A 24,812-nucleotide genomic window follows, 5' to 3' on the forward strand; every position below is an offset into this window, starting at 1 on the left:
CACGGAACTTCCCCTTAACCTGGGAAAATTCCTCGTTCTTTACGTGCTTTTAAGATACGTTTACACGCCAAGATGTATGCTGCTGTACGTAGGCTGCACTGCTTTTCGCTTGCAGTGAACCAAACGTCTTCAACTGCTGACATCATGAGTTTGTCTAAACGTTGGTTAATTTCTTCTTCTGTCCAGAAGTAGCTCGCCATGTCTTGAACCCATTCGAAGTAACTCACAGTTACACCGCCTGCGTTACACAGTACGTCAGGTACAATCGTGATTTTACGTTCTAACAGAATGTCTTCTGCGTCTGGATACGTTGGACCATTCGCACCTTCCAAGACTAATTTTGCAGTCAATTTTTGCGCACGCTCAGGCGTAATCTGACCTTCTAAAGCCGCTGGAATTAAAATATCCATTTCAACCGACCAGAACGCTTCATCTTCAATTAAAGTGGCATCTGGGAAGCCTGCTACACCTTTATGAATCGCAACGTAGTCTTGTAACTGCTTAACGTCCATGCCTTCAGCATTAAAGATCGTGCCTGTATGGTCTTGTACACACACCACTTTCGCATTGGCTTTATGGAATAAGTAACCCGCTTCGCTACCCACGTTACCGAAACCTTGGATCGCTACACGACTGCCTTCAAGCGCAAGATTGATTTTCTTAGCAACTTCTAAACCAGTCACAAATACGCCACGACCTGTTGCACGCACACGGCCTAAAGAACCACCCAAGTGCACAGGCTTACCGGTTACCACACCTGTTACGGTATGACCTTTGATACTTGAATAGGTATCCATCATCCAACCCATAATGTCTGCATTGGTGCCTACATCTGGAGCTGGAATATCGACTTGTGGGCCAATCACTAGGCTAATTTCGCTGGTAAAACGGCGAGTTAAGCGTTCAAGTTCACGTGGAGACAATTTGCGGGGGTCTACACGCACACCACCTTTGGCGCCGCCATACGGTAAGTTTAATACCGCAGTTTTAATCGTCATCCACGCTGAGAGTGCCATGACTTCATTGAGTTCTACGTCTGGATGATAACGAATACCACCTTTACCCGGTCCACGCGACAAATTGTGCTGTACACGATAACCTTCGAAGTGCTGGATCGAACCATCGTCCATCACGATTGGTACATCAACAATCAAAGCGCGCTTAGGACGCTTTAAAGTATCGATGAATGGAATTAAGTCGTCTTCCAGATATGGCGCAACACGGTTAATCTGTGCAAGATAGGTCTGCCAAGCGCCACTATTGTCCATTTCATATGACAAAGACATGATGTTTCCCTTTGAAAATTTGGTGAATCAAATCCATTAAATAGATATGAGACATCACCCGCAGAACACATCGCCTCAGCTCGATGTAACGTTCATGTGAATACTGCTCAATATGCATAGTATGAAAAATCAAACTGCGCCGAAAAAGTTGTAATTTTGATTAAAATGAAATAAATTTCATCAAATTGATAACAGGAAAAATCAAAATGAATGATACGGACAGTCAAATCCTCGGCTTACTGCAAGACAATGCGCGTATCTCGATTACCGACATTGCCAACAAGCTCCGTATCTCTCGAAATACAGTGCAAAAGCGTATTGAATATTTGGAAACCAGTGGCGTCATTACAGGCTATACAGTGCGGATTAAACCGGGGACTGAGAAAAATAGTATCCGAGCTTGGATGAATATTATGGTCGAAGGCACCAAGACCAGTGCAGTCGTCAAAGAGCTCCGAATCGACTCTGCTGTGCATACCTTGCATAGCACCAATGGCAAGTGGGATCTGTTGGTAGAGTTGAAGTCTGACAGCTTAGAGAATTTTGACCGAATTTTAGAACGAATTCGAAATATTTCAGGTATTTACAATACTGAAACCAGCATTTTGCTTTCTACCTATAAAGTTTAAAGTCGATAAAGACAATCTGGAAAATTTATACTTCTCTCTAGCCTGTTGCCTTAAAGATCAAAAGACGTTGTAAATTGGATGCTGAACTAAAAATATATAATTCATAAGGATCAAATTTTTCTTTGTCTGAGCGGTTAGTGTGAATCTTTAACATTATTGATCCAAACTATCTTATTGTTTTATTTAAGATAAAATAGTATACAATATCCCACTAGATGCATTTAGCTATTATAAAAATCCTTTGATAGGCTCGACACTTGGCGGTCGTTTCTCCACCCATACTTAGTCTAGACCACTGATTTGGTCTGTGCTGGTTTGAATGGCATGACACTTCAAATGTTCTCATTTTAAAGCGTGACGAGCCTTTACTTTATAGTCAGTTTGATGGGGTTGATCCATCTCGAACTGTAAAAATGATTCAAGCAGAAAAAATACCAGAACTCATGCAATACATGGAAAAAATTTCAGGTGTAGTGGAGTATGAGAATCAGAGGTTTTTATTATTTTTTGGGTATATTAATTTAAATAATATTGAATTTAATTATATTTAAAATAAGTCTATTTAGTGTACATAGCGGGCTTAATAAATAAAATATCAATATTAAAATATTTTTTTATTGTAGTTTGGTTATTATGCTGATAAGCGAGTATGGTATGGGTAAGGTAGGTTTTGATTTCAAGGCTTCATTTTTATTTAGTGGAGTTATGGTATTGTTATCTGAGTTTCTTCTTGTTTTTTTTGATAAAGATATAATATTGATTAATTTGGAATTAATATTAATATTTCTTCCATTTTATATTGATGTTTCCTTGTTAAATATTATTGAGGTTAGAGCTTGGATTTACATATTTTTAATGTATTTCTTTTCTTTCCCTACTCTATTTTTAATAGTGTCGTATTTGCTTTATGACCATAAAATGCTAAATCACCCAATTCCTAAGAGGTTTTTAGTTTCAATATTGAATGTGTGTCTATCACCTGTAGCAATTATTTTACCTTTTATTGTTATGTTAGAAGGTGGGGATAGCATAGGTCGTGGAGGAGCATTTTATAGATTATTCACGAATTCTATGTTGGGTTTATGGATACTAGGTGCATTAATGTTTTACGCGATTACTTATATTTTTTGGAACTTAGTCATAGGAATGCCAAAAATGTGGGTTTCGCCAAAGAACAAATAGTAAATCTCCTTCATAAATCAAAAAGTGATCTTATTAGATTTATCAACCCTCACCTCTCATTGCTTCGAATTATAAGAGGATTATGACTAGACCATACAATATTAAAAATAAACCGACTCTTAACTAATATACACCCATAAAAAATCAGCCTTGAATGGGCAAGGCTGATTTTTAAACTGAAGGGTATTGGACTATCTTAAACCGATAAATCCACGCACAAATATTTCATTTCGAGATATTCGTCGATACCAAATTTAGAGCCTTCACGACCTAAGCCAGACTGCTTCACACCACCAAAGGGAGCCACTTCATTTGAAATCGCACCCGTGTTAATGCCGACCATACCGTACTCAAGTGCTTCACCAACACGCCACTGACGTGCGGTATTCTGCGTAAATAGGTAAGTTGCTAAACCAAACTCGGTGTCATTGGCCATTTGCACTGCTTCTTCTTCTGTTTTAAAACGGAATAAGGGTGCTAATGGACCAAAGGTTTCTTCTTTCGCGACTTTCATCTCTTGCGTCACTTCCGTTAAAAGTGTCGGTTCAAAGAAAGTACCACCTAAGCTTGAACGTTGACCACCGGTTTTAAGCTGCGCACCTTTGCTAATGGCATCGGCAATATGCGACTGTACTTTTTCAATCGCGGCTTCATCGATCAGCGGGCCTTGTGTTGAAGTCTCAACTCGGCCATCACCCACTTGTAAGTTCGCTACAGCAACTGCCAGTTTTTCAACCAAGGCATCGTAAATACCGTCTTGTACATAAATACGGTTGGCACATACACAGGTCTGTCCGCTATTGCGGAACTTGCTGGCCATAATGCCTTGTACAGCTTGCTCAAGATTGGCATCATCAAACACCAAAACAGGTGCATTACCGCCTAATTCTAAAGACAGTTTTTTGATGGTTGGCGCACATTGTTGCATCAAGATACGACCAACTTGAGTTGAACCTGTGAAGCTCAACTTTTTCACCGTGTCGCTTTCACACAGTGTTTTACCCACTTCGCTTGAATCACCACTGATGTGTAATAATACGTCTTGTGGCAAACCCGCTCGTATTGCTAACACTTCTAAAGCATAAGCCGTTAAAGGCGTTTGCTCAGCAGGTTTCACAATCATCGAGCACCCTGCTGCAATTGCAGGTGCGACCTTACGTGTGATCATTGCTGCGGGGAAGTTCCACGGCGTAATTGCGGCCGTAACACCAATCGCCTGTTTGATCACCAACAAACGTTGGTTCGGCAGTGTTGGTGTTAAAACTTCACCATCGATACGGCGCGCTTGTTCTGCAAACCAACGAATAAATGAAGCCGCATAGCCAATTTCACCACGTGCTTCAGCTAACGGCTTGCCTTGTTCTGCAGTCAAAATCTGAGCCAATGACTCTTTATTTTCCTGCATCAAATCAAACCAAGCCCAAAGCACATCAGCACGTTGTAGAGCTGTTTGCGCTTTCCACGCAGTTTGTGCCTTTTGAGAACGAGCAATCACTTGCTCAACTGACGCTCGGTCATGGGATTTCACCCATGCCAAGGTGTCATGTGTTGCCGCATCTTTGACTTCGATGTAACCGCCATTTTCAGGCACATCAAAACAAATATCTGGATGCTGTAATAAATCTTTATATTGCGCTTGAAGCATAGTCATTACTCTTCAATTATGCTGCAGCAGAAAGTGCAAAACCTTGTTTTAAAATGTTTAAGCCAGCACGGAATTGTTCTGCAGGAATCGTTAAAGGATATAAGAAACGGATCACATTACCATAACGACCACAGGTCAAAATAAGCAAGCCATTTTGCATTGCATAATTTTGAATTGCTTTCGCTTGATCCGCCGTTTCCAACTCAATCGCGACCATTGAACCCAACGCACGAATTTCTTGGACTGTAGACGAAGACTGTTTGAGTTCATTCAGAACTTCAACCAACTCTGCGCCCAATACATTTGCACGTTCGCAAAGACCTTCTTCTTCAATCACGTCCAGTACGGCATGCGCAGAAGCCACAGCCACTGGGTTACCTGCATAAGTCCCACCTAGACCACCTGGGTTTGGTGCATCCATCACTTCAGCACGGCCAACCACGCCAGAGATTGGGAAACCACCACCAAGGCTTTTCGCCATCGTGATTAAATCCGCTTTGGTCTCGTAGTGATCCATGGCAAATAACTTACCAGTACGTGCAAAGCCTGTCTGTACTTCATCTGCAATAATCAAAATACCGTGTTGATCACATAGCGCACGTAAACGCTTTAAGAATTCAGCAGGAACAACGTTGAAACCGCCTTCACCTTGAACAGGTTCAAGCACAATAGCGGCAACATCATGTGCCGCAATGTCTTCTGCAAAAATGTCTTCAATGCTTTCAATCGCAGCATCGACAGTAATGCCCTTTGACTCTACAGGATAGCGCGCATGGAAAACACCTGAAGGCATCACACCAAAGTCACGTTTGTACGGTGCAGTTTTACCCGTCATTGCCATGGTCATAAATGAACGACCGTGGAAACCGTTACCAAAAGTCACAATACCGTGACGACCTGTGTAAGAACGTGCAATTTTCACTGCATTTTCTACAGCTTCAGCACCAGTAGAGAAGAATGTTGTTTTCGCTTCACCAGCAATTGGCGCACGTGCATTAATACGTTCAGCTAAAGAAACATAGCTTTCATACGGTACAACTTGGTACGCTGTATGGGTGAATTTAGTCAATTGTTCAGTAACAGCAGCAATAATTTTAGGATGACGGTGACCTGTGTTCAGTACCGCAATACCGCCCGCGAAGTCTGTATATTGATTCCCTTCAGCATCCCAAATGGTGGAATTTTCTGCTTTCTCCGCATACCATTGACACATGACACCAACGCCACGAGGAGTCGCTTTTAGTTTACGTGCGTTCAGTGCAGAGTGTTTACTGTCCATTTTGTATCCTCATTCTTGATTCATACATTTATAAAATTTCAGCGTCCCGATCATGCTTTTTGCTGATATACAAAGGACGTGGGGTTTATTGCATTTTGCGCTTTTATTGGCACTAGACGAGAGCCACTTTTCATCAGACAGATGGAGCCAATTTACCCTATCCCTTTATAGTTATTTTCCACCTGAAATATTTATTTGATAAAAATAAACAACTTAAAAAATATCAATTAAAAAAGACATACTTATTTAAGAGAGCCATTACGGTATTCAATCGAATCACCAAAAATGATAAAGAAACCCAAAACTCAGCAGATGACTGTGCCAACCCAGAACCCATTTATGTCCAGCCTTACGCTTTTCTGACTATATTTTCAAACCGTTGTACGCGAATGTGTAAATCATCTAAAAAAACTTTTGCTTTGGATGCGACTTGTGTATATTTCCAGCCCCTTAGTCGCGGGCATTTGCTCCCAACGTCTACAAGCGAAATGCTTTACAACGGCTGCCTGACGAGATAATTTTGCATTTATGGTAATCGCTCACGAAAAGCCATTTTAATATTGTAGGAGAGAGCCAATTGCGTAGCTTGCTTGGAGATTATTTACTGCAACGATTACAGCAAGATATTGACGGAACCCTACAATTGCGGTTGTTTCGCTGCTTACGCAACGCCATTATTGACAGTGTGCTCGCACCCAAAACTCGCCTACCTGCATCACGTGATTTGGCCAAAGAAATTAAAGTCTCACGCAATACCGTACTCAGTGCATATGAACAATTACAAGCGCAAGGCTATGTTGAAGCACGTACAGGCCAAGGCACTTGGGTGGCTGAAAAACTGCCTGAATCCTTTTTGGTCAAAGCTGAAAATACCAATAGTCAAGCTCAAGAAAAAAAGACTCAGCAGAATTACAATTTGTCGCAACGCGGTTCCTATCTCATCGGCTATTCAGCTGCATCACCTTACCAATGGGGCGCGTTTGTGCCTGGTGCACCCGATGTCACAGAGTTTCCGCACCATATTTTTAGCCGTATTCAAACCCGCCTCAGCCGTGAACCCGAGATTAACAGTCTCATTTATAGCAATGCGGGCGGTTGTTTAGAGCTGCGCCAAGAACTGGCGGAATACCTCAAAATTGCGCGTTCGGTGCAATGCGATGCAGACCAAATCATTATTACTGAAGGGACACATCAGGCGATCGATTTGGTTTCACGGACCTTAAGTGACCCAGGCGATGAAGTTTGGATTGAAGATCCTGCTTATTGGGGGGCACGTAATATTTTACGCATTAATGGCGTGAATCTACGCTCCTTGCCTGTCGATCAAGAAGGCATTATTCCTGACCTAGACCCGAAAACCCCACCTAAACTGATTTTTGTAACGCCTTCACATCAGTACCCTTTAGGCTCTCACTTAAGTTTAGAACGTCGTAAACAACTGATTGCCATCGCACGCCAGCATAAAAGCTGGATTGTGGAAGATGATTATGACAGTGAGTTCCGCTTTTCGGGTCAGCCCTTCCCTTCTTTGCAAGGCTTGGAGACTGATGCACCTGTCATTTATATGGGAACCTTCAGTAAAACCATCTACCCGGCGTTGCGCATTGGTTATTTGGTGGTCCCTAAAAAGCTGTTTTCACCGCTGCGTATTGTGGCATCGGAGTTATATCGGGGCGGGCATTTACTGGATCAAAAAGTTTTGGCGGAGTTTATCCGTGAGGGCCATTATGAAGCACATATTCGTCGTATGCGTTTACTCTATAGCAAGCGTCACGCCTTTTTAATCGATCTGATTACACGTCATCTTGGGGCAGATTTCCTGCATGAATACAATACCGCTGCCGGTTTACATTTGATTTTAAAGCTGCCGAGCAACATGGATGATGTGCTGATTGCCAGCAATGCACTTGATCAAGGCGTGAAAGTTCGGGCGCTGTCACAATACTATACCAAACATTACTCAACACGGCAGAAAGGACTACTATTGGGCTTTGCCTGTGTCCGTGAACAGGAAATATTGGTGGCTTTTGGTGTGTTACTCAAATGTCTGCGAAATGCAGGAATTCGTACGCTGAGTTGATTGTTTTTATAAATTAGATACTTAAGTTTTTTTACAACCCTTCGACTTGCGACTAAAGCCGCGGTTACAAAGCTGAGTTTTGCTGCTTCATTCTATAAATTATTGAGATGAGAGTAAACATTGGCTCCCATGCTTTTCATATTTTAGCTGCAATTGGCTCCTTCCAAATGCTAAAAAATGGCTCTCGTTTACTGAGAACAAAAAAGAGAGATTAGGTGCATACATAAACAACATGTAACCGTTTTGTAGCCAAAGTGTGATTTTTCACGCTTTGACAGGAATATCAGATTTATTCATTTTTGCCTTAATAATGATAAAGCCTCTGATCATTCGGTTACAGTTTTAAAGGATGAGTAGTCCGAAAAAGGCTTTGCCCCTTTTGAAGCTACCTCCTTAAGATTAAGGAAAATTATATGGAAGCACCTAAACAAAGCGCTGTGCCGGATGCATCTCAAGGCTTAAAAAATGGACTTAAGTCGCGTCATCTCACCATGATCTCGATTGCAGGTGTCATTGGTGGTTCACTGTTCATCGGCTCGGGAAATGTTATCTATTCGGCAGGCCCGGCTGCAGTTTTGGCCTATGCGTTTGGTGGATTACTCATTCTGTTAATCATGCGTATGCTGGGTGAAATGGCCGTTCTCAATCCAGACAGTGGGTCATTTTCAACCTATGCAGATCGTGCCATTGGGCGTTGGGCTGGTTTTACCATTGGCTGGCTGTATTGGTGTTCTTGGGCTTTGCTGATGGGTTGGGAAGCCTATGTCGCAGGTAAAATTCTCAACAGTTGGTTTCCCTTTATCCCAATCTGGGGTTACATGCTGGTCGTAATTGTGTCCTTAGTTTTGGTTAACTTACAAAATGTCAAAAACTATGGTGAATTTGAATTTTGGTTTGCACTCATCAAAGTAATTGCGATTGTGATTTTCTTAGTAATTGGTAGCTTGGCTATCATGCATTTATGGCCATGGGGTCAAGCAACTGCATCAGGAATCACGCATTTAACCGCAGACGGCTTCATGCCGAACGGTTTCTCGGCAGTGATCACCGCCTTGCTCGGGGTTATGTTTGCCTACATTGGTGCTGAAATTGTTACAGTTGCGGCGGCAGAATCAGAAAATCCAGCCCGTGAAATCCGTAAAGCATCTAACTCTGTGGTTTGGCGGATTATGTTGTTCTATGTCGGTTCAATGTTTATTACCGTCTGCCTAATTCCACATAACAATCCACTGTTAAAAGATCCAACTTGGGGAACCTATAGTGTGACTTTGTCAGCACTTGGCATTCCAGAAGCAAAACACATTGTTAACTTTGTGGTCCTGACCTCGGTATGCAGCTGCTTTAACTCGGCACTTTATACCTGTTCACGGATGTTATTTTCACTGTCCAAACGTGGCGATGCACCGAAAAGCTTCGGTTCAATCAACCGTAATGGTAGTCCGTGGATGGGCGTTCTGGTCTCGTCATTATTTGCTCTGGTGGCAACGTACCTTACTGCAACTGAAAGTATGAATGTCTATGACATCTTCATGTTAGCAACAGGTACAGCAGCGCTGTATGTCTACCTGACCATTGCCTTCTCACAATTACGTATGCGTAAAAAATTAGAAGCCGAAGGACAAGTGATTGACTTTAAAATGTGGTTATTCCCTTGGCTCACTTATCTTGCCATTGTCTTTATCATTGGTGCACTCATTACCATGCTTGTGGAAGGTACCTACTTTAAAGAAGTGACTTACACTAGTTTACTTGCCTTGTTTATAGTTGGATTAGGCATCTGTGCACAGAAGTTTAACTGGGGAAAGCATGCTCAAGATAAGCCTATGAACACTCAAGCCGATTTAAGCAATAACCTTTAATTTTAAAATAATGTGGTAATGATCTAAGGTTACACCAGATTAAACCGATGGCTTTCAAGTGAGAGCCATCGGTTTTTTAGTGATAAGAAATGACCACTTAGATGAAACTCAAAATCTTAATTGAGATCTTTAATCAACACGTTTTTATGGTAAGCCTCGACAGGCTGCCCCACGATTACACGGTTCTTCAGTGCCCCTTCACGCCAACTTGAACGGTAAATGCCCATTTGGAAATAAGGTGACCACTTTTGATGGTAATTATTGACCCCACTGATGTTGGCTACTTCTTTTCCATTGTGTTTTACCACCACTTTCCCGGGAATCAGTTGATTGTTTGCATCAAGTTTTGACCATTGGATATCAAAATTCCAATCATTCCACTGGTTATAAGCCACAGGCACATCTAAGACATAACGCTTCAAAAGCGTTTCTGGAACCGCCAATGGCGAGCTCATTGGCTTCAACTCATATAAATGTAACTGCCATTCAGGTTTTAGACCTGAAAGCACCAAGGCTATTGGAGGATTCAAATCCTTTCCATTTAGGTTAAAACCATGCCACTGCGCCAGTATTGTTCCATACTGAAATGCTGGCCATGTTGAGGGAATATAATGAGAAAAAGAATAGTTGTAATGACCCCAACCAAATTGCTTTCGTTGTATTTCCGCGCGATAACATTGACCATCATCAGGCACGACAAATTTGGCAACATTCTGCCCTGTACCAGCTGGATCTTTAACTATCGTGGCTGAACTACGATTTTCAAAGTGGAGAGCCATTGCATTCCACGTCGACAAATCATTGCTGTATTTATCGACACGAATTGTCCCCGTCTCAAAGCCATCACGAAAAATGACCTTACTCTTTTCTTCTGTATTGTCGACCAATACATCATCCTCTTTAGGATCTGGTATCACATCTGATGGATTGACAACTTGTTGTGTATTTCTTGCAAAGACTTGTAGTTTGACCGTAGTGGTTTGACTGTCTTGTTGACCATCATTCACCATTAAACTCAGTTCATAATCTCCAGCACGGTCTGGAATAAAATGAAATGTTTTATCTGTACTGGCACCCAGACTGGGAAAGCTATTTTCTGGCTTTTTAACAACCGCCCAACGATAGCTCAATGTGGTCGTGCCATCATCGGTACTTTCAGAACCATCTAAAAGTATACTATCCCCGACCATAGCACTGTTTTGCGTTAACTGAATTACGGCTACAGGCATTTCATTTTGAACACCTTTTACCGTTGCTGTTGTTGACTGCTGATCCTAATCGCCCCCGCAAGCACTCATCCCCAAAACTGTAACTAAAACTAAAAAACATCTAATTTTTTTTCATGCAAATGCACTCTATTTATACCCACCCAAAATCTGCCATGTACCTCATCTCCCCCATTTCTCGTTGAGAATTGAAAGCAATAGAACATGGCCAAATTCAACTTTTAAAACCCTAATGAGGTTCATTTGAAACAATGAAACGTACTACTTTAGTTATTGATAAATGATCAATTTCCCCCAAAATCAAGCATTCAGCACAGCCTGCTCATCTTATAACATTATGAAAATCCAGCTCTTCTTTTTTTTATGGCTGAATACCTCAAAAAATGAGTATCAGTATTGAATATTTTAAAAAAGCTAAAAAATAGCAGTAAGGAAAAATAAAATATTAATCACACAAAATGCCCACTTTTTAACGTAATTGGCATTTTTTTTCAGTCTTTTATCTATATTTTTTTAACTTACAATTAGTTAAATTAACTTGCATCGATAATCATTAGCCCAACCTAGCATGACCACTTTTTTAACTATAAGATGATATTTTTACTCTAGGGATAAGAAGATGAATAAGAAGCCAACAATTATTTTAGTACATGGATTTTGGGGCGGCGCTGCCCATTGGTCTAAAGTCATTACTGACCTATCTCACCGAGGTTACGAAGCCCTTCGTGCCGTTGAACTACCTCTCACCTCTTTGGCTGATGATGTTGAACGAACCCGTAAAATGATTGCACAAGTACAAGGAGATGTACTTTTAGTTGGCCACTCCTATGGGGGGCGGTCATTACCGAAGTGGGTAATCAGCCCAATGTTGTTGGTCTAGTCTATATTGCAGCTTTTGCACCCGATACTGGTGAAAGTCCAGGTGGCATTACGCAACAACATTTACCCGTTGGTGCACCCAACTTAGAACCCGACAGTGACGGATACCTTTGGGTCAAAGCCGATAAATACCATGAAAGCTTCTGTCAGGACTTAACGAATGATGAAGGACTGGTCATGGGCATCACCCAGAAAGCCCCTGTTGCCAGTACTTTTGGCGATACCATTTCAAACCCAGCATGGAAAAACAAACCATCTTGGTACCAAATTTCAACTGAAGACCGCATGATTCACCCTGAAAACCAAGCCATGATGTCTTCACGCTTAAATGCTCAAAAAGTCATTTCTTTAGATGCCAGTCATGCTTCACTCGCGTCTCAACCCAAAGCCGTTGCTGATTTAATTGATGAAGCCGCAACTTTCCTTGCGCGTTAAACTATCTTTATTGAAGGGAGTCTAAAGACTCCCTTTTTTAGAGGTATTTTAAGTATCAAACGACTTTAAAATCACAATAGATAGTGCAATATTATTATCCTGTAGGTGTAAATATTCGCACATACTCGGTTCGATGGCTGTCAGCTAGACTTCAGCTTTTACTACTGACCTTATCATTCATAATGAAGCTCCCTCGTTAAAAGTTTTATTCAAACTACGCTATTTCAAACAAGGTGTTATGCAAATTTTGAATAACATTTTTTAACTAACTCAGCATCAAAACTTTCTGTATATTTTAATGAAGCAATAAGAATGAATAGATCATAAAAACAGTTCACAAAATATAACAGACTAAGTGCAATTTTCTATTTTGTTATATTTTTTCTCTCCAATTCTTGTACCTACATCTTCTAGGCATCCTGATGCAAGATCATCATCAGTATTTTAAGTAGGTAGTTTTTAATGAAACGATCTATGCTTTTTAATCATTCCTATCTAGACAGCAACTGGGTATCGAACCGTCGATATTCCTGCCAGCCATGGAGGATGCAATGAGCCTCGGATTAACCGCACTTGAGTTGGCAAGAATTCAATTTGCCTTTACTGTTTCCTTTCATATTATTTTTCCTGCAACCTCTATTGGTTTAGCCTGCTTTCTTGCCATGCTGGAATGGAAGTGGCTGCGCACCCAAAATCCAATTTATAAAGACTTATTTAAGTACTGGATTAAGATTTTTGCCGTGGCATTTGCTATGGGGGTTGTTTCGGGCATTGTCATGGCCTACCAGTTTGGGACCAACTGGAGTGAATTTTCACGCATCGCAGGCAGCGTCACAGGGCCACTGCTCACGTATGAAGTCATGAGCGCCTTCTTTTTAGAGGCGGGTTTCTTGGGCATTATGCTATTTGGTTGGGGACGCGTCAGTCCCAAAGCCCACTTTTTTGCCACTTTAATGGTCGCTATCGGTACCTGTATTTCCATGTTCTGGATTTTATCTTCCAACAGTTGGATGCAGACACCTCAAGGCTTTGCCATCGAAAATGGCATTATTGTCCCCACAGACTGGTGGGCAATTGTGTTTAACCCATCTTTCCCCTATCGATTTGCCCATATGGCAGCAGCGGCCTTCCTAGTCTCATCACTTTTGGTGGTTGGCACCGCAGCCTGGCATTTACTGAAAGGTCGTCGTGATGAGTTAGTGAAAAAATCTTTTTCCATGGGCTTATGGATGGTACTGGTCACATCTTGCTTACAAGTTGTGATTGGGGATAACCACGGTTTAAATACCTTAAAACACCAACCTGCAAAATTGGCAGCCATTGAGGGTCATTGGGAAACCAATCGTGATCATGGCATGCCTTTATTACTGTTCGCTTTACCGAATATGGAAACAGAGTCGAATGATTTTGAGATTGGTATTCCCAATCTGGGCAGTTTGATTCTGACGCATTCCCTAGAGGGTCAGGTCACTGGTTTAAAGGACTTCGCAGCTGAAGACCGTCCGAATGCACTGATTGTATTCTGGAGTTTCCGAGTCATGGTCGGCTTGGGTATGTTAATGGTTTTACTCTCATTAACAGCGCTGTGGCTGCGTAAAAAAGGCTCTTTATATGAAAGCAGTTGGTTTCATAAATTTGCCATCATCATGGGGCCTACAGGTTATATCGCGCTCCTAGCAGGTTGGGTCACTACAGAAGTTGGTCGTCAGCCTTGGGTCGTGTATGGCGTGATTCGAACTAAAGACGGTTTATCGCATACAGTCACCGCAGATCAAGTCGGCTTGAGCCTGATTATTTTTGTTCTGGTCTATACCGTCGTCTTTGGCGCGGGTATTTACTACATGCTGCGCTTGATCAAATTAGGCCCTGCTTTTTCTACGCCTTTAGATGCCGTGCAAGATACTGGCCCAGGGCATTTTAAAACCCCTTTACGTCCACTCAGTGCTGTTGAAGAATCTATCGAGACCACTGATCCTTCTGCTCAAAATAGTAAGGAGAAACCACATGATTGATCTCGCTTTGGTTTGGGTCGGTATTATCGGGCTCGGGGTACTCATCTATGTGGTTATGGATGGTTTCGACTTAGGCATTGGTATTCTGTTTCCCTTTATGAACGGAACGCAAGAACGTGATGTGATGATGAATACCGTCGCGCCCGTTTGGGACGGTAATGAAACATGGATGGTCCTAGGTGGTGCTGGCTTATTCGCTGCATTTCCTTTGGTCTATTCAACTGTTTTATCGGCACTGTATTTACCCATTATCTTTATGGTGGTTGCCTTGATTTTCCGCGGCGTAGCGTTCGAGTTCCGCTTTAAAGCCACGCGCACCAAATACCTCTGGGATCTCGCGTTTATCTGGGGCTCTATCTTATCGAGCTTTTTCCAAGGCGTGATTTTAGGGGCTTATATCCAAGGTATTCAGACTACCAATGGTATTTACAGCGGTGGTGGATGGGACTGGTTCACGCCATTTACATGTTTTACTGGTCTAGGGGTCGTGGTGATGTATGCCACTTTAGGCTGTGGTTGGCTCATTTGGAAAACCGAAAAAGAGATACAACAACGGATGTATCATCTGATGCCTAGGCTGATTATTGCTTTACTCATTATCTTCGGTGCCGTGAGTTTATATACGCCTCTGACCCATCCTGAAATTGCACAGCGTTGGTTCTCTCTGCCGAATCTATACTATTTTAGCCCAGTGCCAATTTTAGTCTTACTGTTTGTTGGCTTGATTCTATCGGCGTGCAAAAAGCAGCATGAACTAAAACCGTTTATCTATACTTTGGCTTTAGTCTTTTTGGCTTTTACTGGCTTCGTCATCAGCTTATGGCCCAATATTATTCCGCCATCAGTCACTATTTGGCAGGCCGCTGCACCTGAGTCAAGTTTGAAGTTCACCTTAGTAGGAGCTGCAATTCTCATTCCGATCATCATTGCCTATACCTTCTTGTCCTATTGGGTGTTCCGTGACAAAGTACGTATAGGGGATCAGGGTTATCATTAATTGAGGAGATAGACATGAAAAAATTTGTTGATCGACTCAGCCCACGATTATGGTTTATTTTATTGTGGTGCTTTGGCTTTATTTCTCTCGCACTGATTGCGGGTTTCTTTAAGCTGTTGCTGAGTTTTGCTTACTAAAGCCAGCCAAGCATTTTTTATGAATTAGGCACGGGACTTTCAATACATGTCCTGTGCCTTTTAATTGCAGCGAACCCATATGTATAAATCAGAAAAACTTGCGCTCAGCCTGAAACATTTGATTGAAAGTGGTTTTTGGAAAGCCAACGATAAACTACCTTCACTCCGTCAACAAGCTGAAACATCGGGTTTTAGCCTGATGACCGTGATGAATGCCTATCAGGAACTCGAAGCGCAAGGTCTGATTTATTCACAAGAAAAACTCGGTTACTTTGTGACAGGCGATGCACGCTCAGAAAGCAACTCCAATAGCGTCATCCTCAACGAAAAAATTGAAATCAACTCTAAAATTTTCAGATACTTAAAATCGATCCAATCTGAACAAATGGTTCCCTTTGGCATTGCCTTTCCCAACAGCCAACTGCTCTACTCTGCCAAGCTGATGCAAACGTTGGGACAACGTGCCAAACACCGTCTCAGTTATGAACAGATGCCAAGTTTACCTCCCGGAAACTTTGAGCTGCGGAAACTGATTGCACAGCGCTACTGTATGCAAGGGATTCCAACAGACCCGTCCGATATCGTAATTACCTCGGGCGGATTAGATGCTTTAAACCTCTCCTTACAAGCCATGACCCAACCGGGTGACTATATTTTACTTCAAAAAACAATATTTTATGGCGCATGGCAAGCGGCTGAACATTTGGGCCTAAAAGTCATTAGTATTCCTGAACATGAAGAACACGGTATTGACCTTGAGGCGTTTAAAGATGCAATTGAACGTTATCCAATTAAAGTCTGTTTGCTGATGCTCAACAGTCACAACCCAATTGGTTTTACGGTCAGTGATGACATCAAATACCAACTGGCAAAGCTTCTGCATGAACGTGATATCTATTTAATTGAAGATGATGTTTATGAGGAGCTTTATTTTGACCATAAAAAGCCGCTGTCGATGAAATACTTTGATCAGAAAAATTTGGTTTTACACTGCTCTTCTTTTTCAAAAACCTTAGGTGCGGGTTTTCGGATTGGTTGGGTCTATGCGGGTAAGTTTTCAGAACATATTCAGCATTTACAACTGATGAGTACGCTTTCCGTCAACTCGTTTATTCAAAATGCCTTGGTCGATTATTTATCGCATCGACACTATGAAAAGCACTTAAAAACTTTGCGTAACACCTTAAAACGTCTCAAAAATCAGTATTACACTTATTTATCTGAACATTTGTCTGAAGATTATCAAATTCATTATTATCCATCGGGCTATTTCTTATGGATTACTTTGCCCGAGCAGATCAATGGGAATTTGATTTATGAGCAGCTTTTAGAGAAAAATATCAGTATTGCGCCCGGTTCATTATTTTATCAAACGGACAATGTCCCACATCATATTCGAATCAATTGTTCATTTGAAATCAATGAACGTATTCAAAATGCCTTAGATGCCTTGATCCAATGTATTTACCCAGAAGCCTTTGAGTAAAAGTTGAATGCTTTAAATCCAAACTGATTTAAACCATCTTTTGATTTGAAGAGACCCACTCCCTCACACTGCAAATATCACCATCCCAGAGATAAAATGACATGATCAGATCTGATCATGTCATTTCTCTCAAGCTAGGTATAGGATTTCTCAGCACTCATATTCTGAAAATAGGTGCGATAGATATAGACACAGCCAAGTGAAAAGCCAGCCATCAGGCCGGATGCAACAGGTAAAGCCATCACGCTGTCTTAAGGAAAGACAAAAACCAAAAATGGAAAGGCATATACCGCAGGAATGCGCATATCAAAGAGCTTGAGCAAAAGAAACATCAAGGGCATATATATGAGGGTGAGCAAGATCCAATCTTGAATCCACAACTGCATAAGCACGGCCATTGAAATCGACAGTGTCAACGCAGCAATCTGCTTAAGGCACATTTTCAACGAATACATCATCATATTTAATGATTCATATACCACCACTGTAATCGGTGGAATCAGCGCCATCGCTTCAACCTTGAAAATAGCGGCGAGTGCAAAACCGATTAAGGTAATACTGGCATATACACCTATTTTTCGTCGATCAAAATTGCCTTTCTTCTCCACGCCTTGGTTCAGTTTAAAGAGCACAACACCCAACATCAGGATAAAACTGGTGGCAAAAATCGAAATCAAAAACGATATTTCATAGGCTTGGGTCACAATCGGCAAGAAACCTGTGGCCAGTGCGGGCGGTAATATATAGTTAAACATCCGCATCACGAGCAACATAGCACAGAGAACCAAAACCAGTTTGAACAAATATGAAATCGGCATCAAATTAATACAGAACCCGATTACAGCGGTCAAACTGGGTAAAATAAAAATTTTATCTGGCTGATTCAGCCACTGTTTATCTCGATAGACCCATAGCCCAACGGCCATCGCCGCCATTTCAGGCAGAATAATTTCACGATCATTCAGCCCATAGGCAGCCGCCACCATGAGTACTATAAAGACAAAGGCCGCGAGATAGCTTTTGGGGCTTAAGATTGTCTTTGCATGTGACATAGGATTCATATTCGATTCCTTATTGATTTAAAAAGATATAAAGCCAAGTAAATACTTCGTCACTGCTATCAGCGATGGGGCAAATAGCACCATAATGATTCCTGAAATAATCATCGAGAGACTAGCAATGACGCCTTCCAATTCATGCCGCTGTCTTGCCCGAGCTATACCCATAGCATGTGCGGCATTACCCAGTGCTGCGCCCGAAGCAAGGTGATTTTTATATTTGATCCAAAGCAAAAGAAGGTCTCCCAACAACATACCAACTAAACCTGTAATTACGGTAAAGAGCGGAATCAGGCTGATGGAGCCCCCGAGTTTTTCGGTGAGCACCAAAGCAAAAGGAATCGAAATGGAACGCGCCAACAGGCTATTTTTAACGATGTCATCAAAGTCCAATAGGCTCGCCAAAAACCAACTGCTGAAAATACCCACCAACATGGCGAGACTAGAACTGAAGAGCAACACTTTAAAATGTTGCTGAATCATGCGGCGATAACGAAATACAGGAATCGCAAAAGCCACCGTAATTGGGCCGAGCATGGCCACCAAATATTGGGTATAAAAGTAATAGTCTTGGAACTGATGCTGTAAAAGAAAGATCAGTATGATGCTCAAGCTAGGAACGACAATAATCGGAGATAAATAGATTTTTTGGGTTCGAACAAAAAGCTGCTTTGCCATGAAATAGCACAGCACAGTCCAAACCAAGTAAAAAATCCCCCAGCATTCAGTCATTCTGATCTTCCTGTTTTGATTCTTGATTTAGCACTGGCTGCTTTAACAACAACCGCACGCTATATACAGAAACCATCATCACCAAAGCGGTGCTGATTAAAATCACCAGCAGAATTTTCCAACCACTGGCAATCAATAAATCTTGATATTGAATCACGCCAACCACTGGCGGAATGAAAAACAGCAGCAGTTCAGCCAGTAACAGATTGGCACCGCGTTCAACGTGGGCTAATTTCAACCATTTCATTTCAAGTAAAAACAACAGCAGAAAAAACCCAAGTACCCCTGATGCCACAGGCAAATTCAGCAACTTTTGTAAGACATCAGCACAGCTCCAAACGGCCAAAATAATGATGATTTGGTAGCTCGCAGTTTTTAACTTCTTCAGCCGAGTTCGGTCATGCAACATCTCAATTTATGTCCGCATAAGCCCGCTCTTTAAACGGCTGGATCGAGACACGTTTGTAGGTTTCTAAAAAAGATTCATGTGCTAAACGTAGATCCAGATAAGTATTTAAAATTTCTTCGAGCACATCGGGAATATCTTCTGCAGGAAATGATGGTCCTAAAATATCACCGATGGATGCATCATGATCTGAGTTACCGCCTAAACTAATTTGGTAATATTCAGCGCCTTTTTTATCAACACCTAGAATGCCAATATTGCCGACATGGTGGTGTCCACACGCATTCATACAGCCTGAAATGTTCAAATCAACCTTGCCTAACTGATATAAAGCATCCAAATCATCAAAACGGCGAGCAATTGCTTCATACACTGGGATGGATTTGGCATTTGCCAAGGAGCAGAAATCGCCGCCCGGACAGCAAATCATGTCAGTCAGAAAGCCAATATGCGCACGAGCCAATATGCCACGATCTAAGACTTGCCACAGTTCAAACAGATCCTTTTGACGTACGTCGGTTAAGGCAATATTTTGCTCATGCGTGGTTCGCAGCTCACCGAAAGTATATTGGTCAGCCAAATCTGCAATTAAACTCATTTCATCGGAAGTGATATCCCCCGGTGCTACACCCGCCCGTTTTAAGCTGATCGTAACGATGCGGTAGCCCGCGACTTTATGCGCATGGGTATTGATATTGAACCAGTGTTTAAACTTTGGATACTGTTGGAACAAAGCCTCAAAATTTTCCGCATCTAAAGATTCATAGGCAAACGGTCGAAATACGGCATCCATTTGCGCTAAAACACTAGGCTGAACTTTGAGCAGTGTTTGAGTATGTGCAAACTCAGCTTCAACTTTTTCCGCGAAGCCCGCTGGACTGAGGGCTTTCACTAAAATTTTAATACGCGCTTTGTATTTATTATCTCGGCGACCATGCAAGTTATATACGCGCATGATGGCATCTAAATAGGCAATTAAATCTTCACGGGCTAAAAATAGCTTAATCACATGTCCCGCTAAAGGGGTGCGTCCAAGCCCACCACCGACTTTAATTTGATAACCTAACTCCCCCGTTCCATTTTCTACCAGATAGACCCCAACATCATGAAAAGTTGTGGCAGCACGGTCTTGTTCAGGGTGTGCACAAACTGCAATTTTGAATTTACGCGGAAGGAATGAAAACTCTGGATGGAAAGTACTCCACTGGCGAATTAGTTCACAGGTGGGGCGCGGGTCTGTGAGCTCGCCCTCAACTACACCTGCATATTGGTCTGTGGTGGTGTTTCGAATACAGTTGCCACTGGTCTGAATAGAATGCATGTGTACTGTAGCGAGTTCCTGCAAAATATCGGGGACATCTGCAAGCTGCGGCCAATTCAATTGAATATTTTGGCGCGTAGAAATGTGCGCATAACCACGGTCATACTTCTGTGCAACCTCAGCCACCTTACGCAATTGCACTGAGTTCATTAAACCATAAGGCACCGCCAAACGTAGCATGGGTGCATAGCGCTGAACATATAAACCATTTTGTAAGCGTAAGGGACGGTATTCTTCTTCGGTCAGTTTCCCCTCTAAATAACGCTGGGTTTGGTCGCGAAACTGTGCGACACGTTCATTTAATAAATTTTGATCAAAGTCTGTATATAAAAACATGGGGATGACCTAGGTATATGCATCAATATGAAAGAAAAGCTGTTTTGAATGGGAGATCAAAAATGCAAGTTAGGCGAAAAAAGTCGCCTACTTTCGGGACACGCCATGTTGTAGACAGGTCTGCATATACTCGGCATAGACCGATAACTTTTCATAAATATGCTCCGCATAGAACATATCTTCAACCAACTGGGTCGCTTGCTGCTGGTTATAACTGCCATAACTCAACAGTAACTGCGCATTCAATGTGGCGAATTTTTCACATAAATCGATATATTGCTGATCTTTGTTTTTAAAGAACAATTTCCGCATATTCCATTCACTACTGTCGATGATGACATCTTGTGGATGGGTAGAAATATAGTTGATTTTGACTTTAAAAAACTGTTCCAGCTCTGCGAGTTTTTGTGTATTGAGCACTAATGATGTCACCAAAAAAATCTGCGAGACATCAGTTCGACATAGCGCTTTGATCAATGAAAAATAAAAAAAATCGACATCATTAAATACGCTATCACTCAAATCTAAATAAACATTGAGTGCCTCAAGCACATCATCTATTTTTAGGTTTTGTTTTTGCTCTGCTTGATAGTAACGATTGAGGATATTGAGGACGGTTGGTGTTGCAGAACTGCTATAAATCACAGGATGGTTCAAATTTGCCAAGATAAAAGGTGCAAATAAAAATGCGACCTCTGCATGTTCTGCTTGAATGGCAGACTGCACAATATACTGAACTTTAGCGCTTGAAAAATCACGTAAAACTTTAGCACGTAACAAAGTCGCTTCTAAGTTTAAATACTGCTGCGCAAGTAGATGTTGCAGTTGATCTGAAAGACCCTGCCCCTCAACCAATTCAGAAATTGTATTCAGTTGCTGTGTTATAAACATTACGCCACCATCAAGATTGTGATCCCTTCTTGAATCAAATTTTCAGCTAGTTTGGTGCTAATGAGTAGCTACAGTAAGGCTTGAAAAAACTATAACAGCGTGCCTCCTTCTCAAGTTTTATGGGTACAAAACCATCAAAATTAGAAAATAAATTCGCTATTTAAATAGAAGCCAATCCCCTCATGGCGTTATTTTGAGTGCCTAAAAATTCAGAAACTACTCTTCTCTTTTCCTATTTCAAGCTGACTGTTTAGCCATTGAATCTAAAATGGAATATAAAAAGGAGAATAAAAGTTATGGCTGACAAGACACCTCTAAAGTTGTTTTGATCCTTTCTAACACAACGGTGGTTTTAAACCATTGCACATTGGCATTATGATGAAAAAGCTGATCACATAAGGCTTGAAACCGACTCATACTTGGCACCAAGAGTACCAACATAAAATCCGCCTCACCTGTTACGTAATAGCACTGCTGTATTTCTGGAATTGAAAAACTTGCTTTCAACTCGTCAAGGTCAGTCACATGGGTTTGATTGACGCGAACCTCGACAAAAATCGTAATCACTTGTCCCAATTTGTCTGGATCAAGCACCGCGGTATTACCAATAATATAGCCACTGTCTCTTAATTTTTGAATGCGACGTTGTACCGAGGCCGTTGATAAATGCACTAAATCGGCCAACTCTCGAAGTGGCGTTAAGCAATCTTTTTGCAAATGCTCCAATAAAGCGAAATCAAATTTATCCAATTGCATGAGCAGCTTCCTGCGAGAAATTTTCTCATTCAAACTAATGATTACAAGCCATTTTATCAAGAGTATTGCAATAAAATATCATCCATTCATCCTGTTTTAGAACCGCCTATGTCTACGCATTCCAATACAGCACTTGGCATTAGCTTAAATGTCACGGCCTCGGTATTATTTGCTTTAATGTTTGCCTATACCTCACTTTTGGGCACGTTGGCGGGTACAGAAATATACGGCTGGCGCATTGTATTGACTATTCCATGTCTAACACTTTTTATTTGGCTCAAAGGCAATTGGTCTCAGGTGGTTGTTATTTATCGCCGTTTCTACCAAGAGCGCTTTTTCTTTTTAACGCGAATTTTATCTTCGTTTTTAATTGGGATTCAGTTGTGGCTATTTATGTGGGCACCCAGTCATGGCTATGGACTGGATGTTTCACTCGGTTATTTTATGATGCCGATTAGCATGGTGATTGTCGGTCGCATCGCATTTAAGGAGCGAATGTCACGCTTTCAGCAACTGTCCTGTATTTTTGCAGTGCTGGGGATCTTGAATCTCTTAGCCATTTCTCAAACACTGAGTTGGCCCACTCTGCTGATTTGCTTAGGTTATCCAATCTATTTTTGGCTCAGACAAAAAACGGAGACGAATAATATAGGCGGACTTTGGTTTGACATGATGTTGAGCCTCCCTGTTTGTATTTTCTTTATCATGCAAGGCAGTATCGTCACAGAAAGCCTATCTGAAAGCGCACATACGCTTTGGCTCATTTCAGGACTTGGACTAATCAGTGCGCTGGCTTTAGCATTTCAGTCCTTGTCTGCCCCGCATTTAAACTTAAGCCTGTTTGGACTGTTGGTTTATGTTGAACCGATATTGTTAGTGGCCGTTTCAATCGCCTTAGGGGAAAGCATTACTTCAGCAGAATGGCCAACCTATATCGCCATTTGGCTCGCAGTTTTTACCCTCATGCTTGAAGGATTACGCAGCTTTAAAAAGAATCGTAAACTTGCAGCATAGGCATTTTTTATGCATATTTTCCTCTAGATCGCTTAAATTTAGCCATCTAGACATGCTTTGGTGCTGAATCGAGAACTGACTTTCTGATCGTATTTAAATGGCTATTTGACTCCATGAGTTACGTGCTGACAATTTATATTTAAAACGACATAGAGTGAATTACAGTGAACCTTTTAAATGATAATGCTGCCTCACAATACTATTCAATAAACTAGAAAAGTTGATTGCAGGTTGGCTATGCAAATCCGCCTTGAACGCAATACCGAGTCCAATCGTAGCGGTCTTATTCTTCAGGTATTTATATTTAATCCCTTCAATTTTGAGCTGTTGAGTAGACTCAGGCACCAAAGAAATGCCCAAATTTGCCGCAACCAACGATAAAATTGAAACAATCTGAGGGGCTTGCTGTCCAATTTTAGGCGTGAAGCCATGCTGTTGGCAGCTATTTAAAATCGCGGCATACAGCCCTGCACTCACCTCTGGTGGTGAGACAATAAAGCTTTCATGCTTAAATTCTGCCAAATCTACTACCTCATCTTCTGCTGGATATTGAATCGGCAAGGCAGCAATCAATTTTTCATCGATCAAATTACGAATCGTAATGGCTTTAGGATACTGTGCAGGTGGTCGCACAATCGCAATATCTAATTCATTATTCAATAAACTTTCAATCAAAATCAAAGAATTGGCTTCTTTAAATACCAAATTCACCTGAGGGTATTGCTGTTGAAATGCTTGAATGGCGGTAGGAATTAAAGAGTTTAGAATTGAGGTGCCTGTAAAGCCAAGCTGCAGTTCTCCCAATTCACCATTTGCCGTACTTTGGGTCAATTTCACCGCATTTTTCAGTTGGTTCTGAACGGGCAAGACCATTTTAAGAAAAGTTTCCCCTGCTGGTGTCAGAGCTACACCATGAGAGTATCGATAAAAAAGTTCAACACCGATTTGCCTTTCCAACTTTTTAATTTGCATACTCAACGGCGGCTGACTTATGCCAAGACGCAAAGCTGCTTTAGAGAAACTTTGCTCTTCCGCGATAGCAATAAAATATTGAATATTGCGCAGCTCCATATATTAAAGCTATACCATTATTGAGTTATATATATTATACATATACAAGTATAGTTCTTAAAATAAAGCTTCTCTCCATTTTAAATCAGCCAAGT

General features: G+C 41.5%; 20 protein-coding genes and 1 pseudogene. 10 read left to right on the forward strand and 11 right to left on the reverse strand.

The features are described 5' to 3' along the window. Window positions 1–14: 14 nt before the first annotated feature. Window positions 15–1,289 (reverse strand): Glu/Leu/Phe/Val family dehydrogenase, encoded by a 1,275-nt coding sequence (locus AC5EUN_RS12550; RefSeq protein ID WP_171253722.1) that lies wholly within the window; start codon window positions 1,287–1,289, stop codon window positions 15–17. Between the two features lie 203 nt (window positions 1,290–1,492). Here AC5EUN_RS12550 and AC5EUN_RS12555 point away from each other — a divergent pair, with 203 nt between their 5' ends. Together AC5EUN_RS12555 and AC5EUN_RS12560 are read left to right on the forward strand one after the other, a co-directional pair. Beyond that, window positions 1,493–1,915: an Lrp/AsnC family transcriptional regulator gene (locus AC5EUN_RS12555; RefSeq protein WP_058952232.1), complete on the forward strand. Its 423-nt coding sequence runs from the start codon at window positions 1,493–1,495 to the stop codon at window positions 1,913–1,915. A 654-nt stretch (window positions 1,916–2,569) separates the two neighbouring features. Further along, window positions 2,570–3,097: a hypothetical protein gene (locus tag AC5EUN_RS12560; protein ID WP_094148456.1), complete on the forward strand. Its 528-nt coding sequence runs from the start codon at window positions 2,570–2,572 to the stop codon at window positions 3,095–3,097. 196 nt (window positions 3,098–3,293) lie between these two features. On the opposite strand, the gene AC5EUN_RS12565 is transcribed toward AC5EUN_RS12560, so the two are convergent. Next, the gene (locus tag AC5EUN_RS12565; protein WP_058952234.1) at window positions 3,294–4,742 is read right to left on the reverse strand and encodes an NAD-dependent succinate-semialdehyde dehydrogenase; all 1,449 of its coding nucleotides are present in this window, start codon (window positions 4,740–4,742) and stop codon (window positions 3,294–3,296) included. 16 nt (window positions 4,743–4,758) lie between these two features. After that, a complete protein-coding gene (gene gabT / locus AC5EUN_RS12570; RefSeq protein ID WP_058952235.1) occupies window positions 4,759–6,021 on the reverse strand; it encodes a 4-aminobutyrate--2-oxoglutarate transaminase in 1,263 nt (420 codons plus the stop codon). 577 nt (window positions 6,022–6,598) lie between these two features. Between gabT and pdxR the strand changes: the two genes are divergently transcribed. Further along, window positions 6,599–8,101: a MocR-like pyridoxine biosynthesis transcription factor PdxR gene (gene pdxR, locus AC5EUN_RS12575; RefSeq protein ID WP_058952236.1), complete on the forward strand. Its 1,503-nt coding sequence runs from the start codon at window positions 6,599–6,601 to the stop codon at window positions 8,099–8,101. Window positions 8,102–8,514: 413 nt separating this feature from the next. Further along, window positions 8,515–9,960 (forward strand): amino acid permease, encoded by a 1,446-nt coding sequence (locus AC5EUN_RS12580; RefSeq protein WP_058952237.1) that lies wholly within the window; start codon window positions 8,515–8,517, stop codon window positions 9,958–9,960. A gap of 116 nt (window positions 9,961–10,076) precedes the next feature. Here AC5EUN_RS12580 and AC5EUN_RS12585 read toward each other — a convergent pair whose 3' ends face one another. Next, a complete protein-coding gene (locus AC5EUN_RS12585; RefSeq protein WP_228141069.1) occupies window positions 10,077–11,189 on the reverse strand; it encodes a heparin lyase I family protein in 1,113 nt (370 codons plus the stop codon). A gap of 616 nt (window positions 11,190–11,805) precedes the next feature. Here AC5EUN_RS12585 and AC5EUN_RS12590 point away from each other — a divergent pair. The 5 genes and pseudogenes from AC5EUN_RS12590 to AC5EUN_RS12610 all read left to right on the forward strand — a co-directional run bounded on the left by AC5EUN_RS12590 (window position 11,806) and on the right by AC5EUN_RS12610 (window position 17,132). Continuing rightward, window positions 11,806–12,500: pseudogene (locus AC5EUN_RS12590) on the forward strand (alpha/beta hydrolase). A gap of 551 nt (window positions 12,501–13,051) precedes the next feature. Further along, window positions 13,052–14,512: a cytochrome ubiquinol oxidase subunit I gene (locus AC5EUN_RS12595; RefSeq protein WP_058952238.1), complete on the forward strand. Its 1,461-nt coding sequence runs from the start codon at window positions 13,052–13,054 to the stop codon at window positions 14,510–14,512. Next, complete coding sequence (gene cydB, locus AC5EUN_RS12600; protein WP_004694788.1) at window positions 14,505–15,509, forward strand: cytochrome d ubiquinol oxidase subunit II; 1,005 nt, start codon at window positions 14,505–14,507, stop codon at window positions 15,507–15,509. The genes AC5EUN_RS12595 and cydB overlap by 8 nt, the downstream gene beginning before the upstream one ends. Before the next feature lie 14 nt (window positions 15,510–15,523). After that, complete coding sequence (locus AC5EUN_RS12605) at window positions 15,524–15,646, forward strand: hypothetical protein (RefSeq protein ID WP_004694789.1); 123 nt, start codon at window positions 15,524–15,526, stop codon at window positions 15,644–15,646. A gap of 79 nt (window positions 15,647–15,725) precedes the next feature. Then, window positions 15,726–17,132, forward strand: coding sequence for an aminotransferase-like domain-containing protein (locus tag AC5EUN_RS12610; protein WP_058952239.1), 1,407 nt, complete (start codon window positions 15,726–15,728; stop codon window positions 17,130–17,132). Between the two features lie 251 nt (window positions 17,133–17,383). Here the strand turns inward: AC5EUN_RS12610 and AC5EUN_RS12615 are convergent, their stop codons facing one another. The 6 genes from AC5EUN_RS12615 to AC5EUN_RS12640 form a co-directional block, all read right to left on the reverse strand. After that, on the reverse strand, window positions 17,384–18,193 hold the full coding sequence (locus AC5EUN_RS12615) for an HPP family protein (RefSeq protein WP_228141070.1): 810 nt from the start codon (window positions 18,191–18,193) through the stop codon (window positions 17,384–17,386). An 18-nt stretch (window positions 18,194–18,211) separates the two neighbouring features. Continuing rightward, window positions 18,212–18,922: an LrgB family protein gene (locus AC5EUN_RS12620; RefSeq protein ID WP_058952240.1), complete on the reverse strand. Its 711-nt coding sequence runs from the start codon at window positions 18,920–18,922 to the stop codon at window positions 18,212–18,214. Beyond that, window positions 18,915–19,331: a CidA/LrgA family protein gene (locus AC5EUN_RS12625; RefSeq protein WP_058952241.1), complete on the reverse strand. Its 417-nt coding sequence runs from the start codon at window positions 19,329–19,331 to the stop codon at window positions 18,915–18,917. The genes AC5EUN_RS12620 and AC5EUN_RS12625 overlap by 8 nt, the downstream gene beginning before the upstream one ends. A gap of 1 nt (window position 19,332) precedes the next feature. Continuing rightward, entirely contained in the window at window positions 19,333–20,985 is a 1,653-nt protein-coding gene (locus AC5EUN_RS12630) for a nitrite/sulfite reductase (RefSeq protein WP_130235112.1), read from the reverse strand. A gap of 87 nt (window positions 20,986–21,072) precedes the next feature. Beyond that, window positions 21,073–21,876 (reverse strand): hypothetical protein, encoded by an 804-nt coding sequence (locus tag AC5EUN_RS12635; RefSeq protein ID WP_058952244.1) that lies wholly within the window; start codon window positions 21,874–21,876, stop codon window positions 21,073–21,075. Between the two features lie 294 nt (window positions 21,877–22,170). Further along, entirely contained in the window at window positions 22,171–22,632 is a 462-nt protein-coding gene (locus AC5EUN_RS12640; protein ID WP_058952245.1) for an Lrp/AsnC family transcriptional regulator, read from the reverse strand. Between the two features lie 108 nt (window positions 22,633–22,740). On the opposite strand from AC5EUN_RS12640, the gene rarD reads away from it, so the two are divergent. Further along, window positions 22,741–23,646, forward strand: coding sequence for an EamA family transporter RarD (gene rarD / locus AC5EUN_RS12645; RefSeq protein WP_058952246.1), 906 nt, complete (start codon window positions 22,741–22,743; stop codon window positions 23,644–23,646). A 159-nt stretch (window positions 23,647–23,805) separates the two neighbouring features. On the opposite strand, the gene AC5EUN_RS12650 is transcribed toward rarD, so the two are convergent. Then, on the reverse strand, window positions 23,806–24,717 hold the full coding sequence (locus tag AC5EUN_RS12650) for a LysR family transcriptional regulator (RefSeq protein ID WP_493352370.1): 912 nt from the start codon (window positions 24,715–24,717) through the stop codon (window positions 23,806–23,808). Between the last annotated feature and the right edge of the window lie 95 nt (window positions 24,718–24,812).

The sequence above is a fragment of the Acinetobacter sp. CAU_H_S170_2 genome (assembly GCF_058890445.1).

Coding starts and splice junctions, on each gene's coding strand:
- AC5EUN_RS12625 (WP_058952241.1), bottom strand. CDS start 19,331: ATGTTGCATGACCGAACTCGGCTGAAGAAGTTAAAAACTGCGAGCTAC.
- cydB (WP_004694788.1), top strand. CDS start 14,505: ATGATTGATCTCGCTTTGGTTTGGGTCGGTATTATCGGGCTCGGGGTA.
- AC5EUN_RS12555 (WP_058952232.1), top strand. CDS start 1,493: ATGAATGATACGGACAGTCAAATCCTCGGCTTACTGCAAGACAATGCG.
- AC5EUN_RS12615 (WP_228141070.1), bottom strand. CDS start 18,193: ATGAATCCTATGTCACATGCAAAGACAATCTTAAGCCCCAAAAGCTAT.
- AC5EUN_RS12605 (WP_004694789.1), top strand. CDS start 15,524: ATGAAAAAATTTGTTGATCGACTCAGCCCACGATTATGGTTTATTTTA.
- AC5EUN_RS12595 (WP_058952238.1), top strand. CDS start 13,052: ATGAGCCTCGGATTAACCGCACTTGAGTTGGCAAGAATTCAATTTGCC.
- rarD (WP_058952246.1), top strand. CDS start 22,741: ATGTCTACGCATTCCAATACAGCACTTGGCATTAGCTTAAATGTCACG.
- AC5EUN_RS12635 (WP_058952244.1), bottom strand. CDS start 21,876: ATGTTTATAACACAGCAACTGAATACAATTTCTGAATTGGTTGAGGGG.
- gabT (WP_058952235.1), bottom strand. CDS start 6,021: ATGGACAGTAAACACTCTGCACTGAACGCACGTAAACTAAAAGCGACT.
- AC5EUN_RS12560 (WP_094148456.1), top strand. CDS start 2,570: ATGGGTAAGGTAGGTTTTGATTTCAAGGCTTCATTTTTATTTAGTGGA.
- AC5EUN_RS12650 (WP_493352370.1), bottom strand. CDS start 24,717: ATGGAGCTGCGCAATATTCAATATTTTATTGCTATCGCGGAAGAGCAA.
- AC5EUN_RS12565 (WP_058952234.1), bottom strand. CDS start 4,742: ATGCTTCAAGCGCAATATAAAGATTTATTACAGCATCCAGATATTTGT.
- AC5EUN_RS12585 (WP_228141069.1), bottom strand. CDS start 11,189: ATGCCTGTAGCCGTAATTCAGTTAACGCAAAACAGTGCTATGGTCGGG.
- AC5EUN_RS12620 (WP_058952240.1), bottom strand. CDS start 18,922: ATGACTGAATGCTGGGGGATTTTTTACTTGGTTTGGACTGTGCTGTGC.
- AC5EUN_RS12580 (WP_058952237.1), top strand. CDS start 8,515: ATGGAAGCACCTAAACAAAGCGCTGTGCCGGATGCATCTCAAGGCTTA.
- AC5EUN_RS12610 (WP_058952239.1), top strand. CDS start 15,726: ATGTATAAATCAGAAAAACTTGCGCTCAGCCTGAAACATTTGATTGAA.
- AC5EUN_RS12630 (WP_130235112.1), bottom strand. CDS start 20,985: ATGTTTTTATATACAGACTTTGATCAAAATTTATTAAATGAACGTGTC.
- AC5EUN_RS12640 (WP_058952245.1), bottom strand. CDS start 22,632: ATGCAATTGGATAAATTTGATTTCGCTTTATTGGAGCATTTGCAAAAA.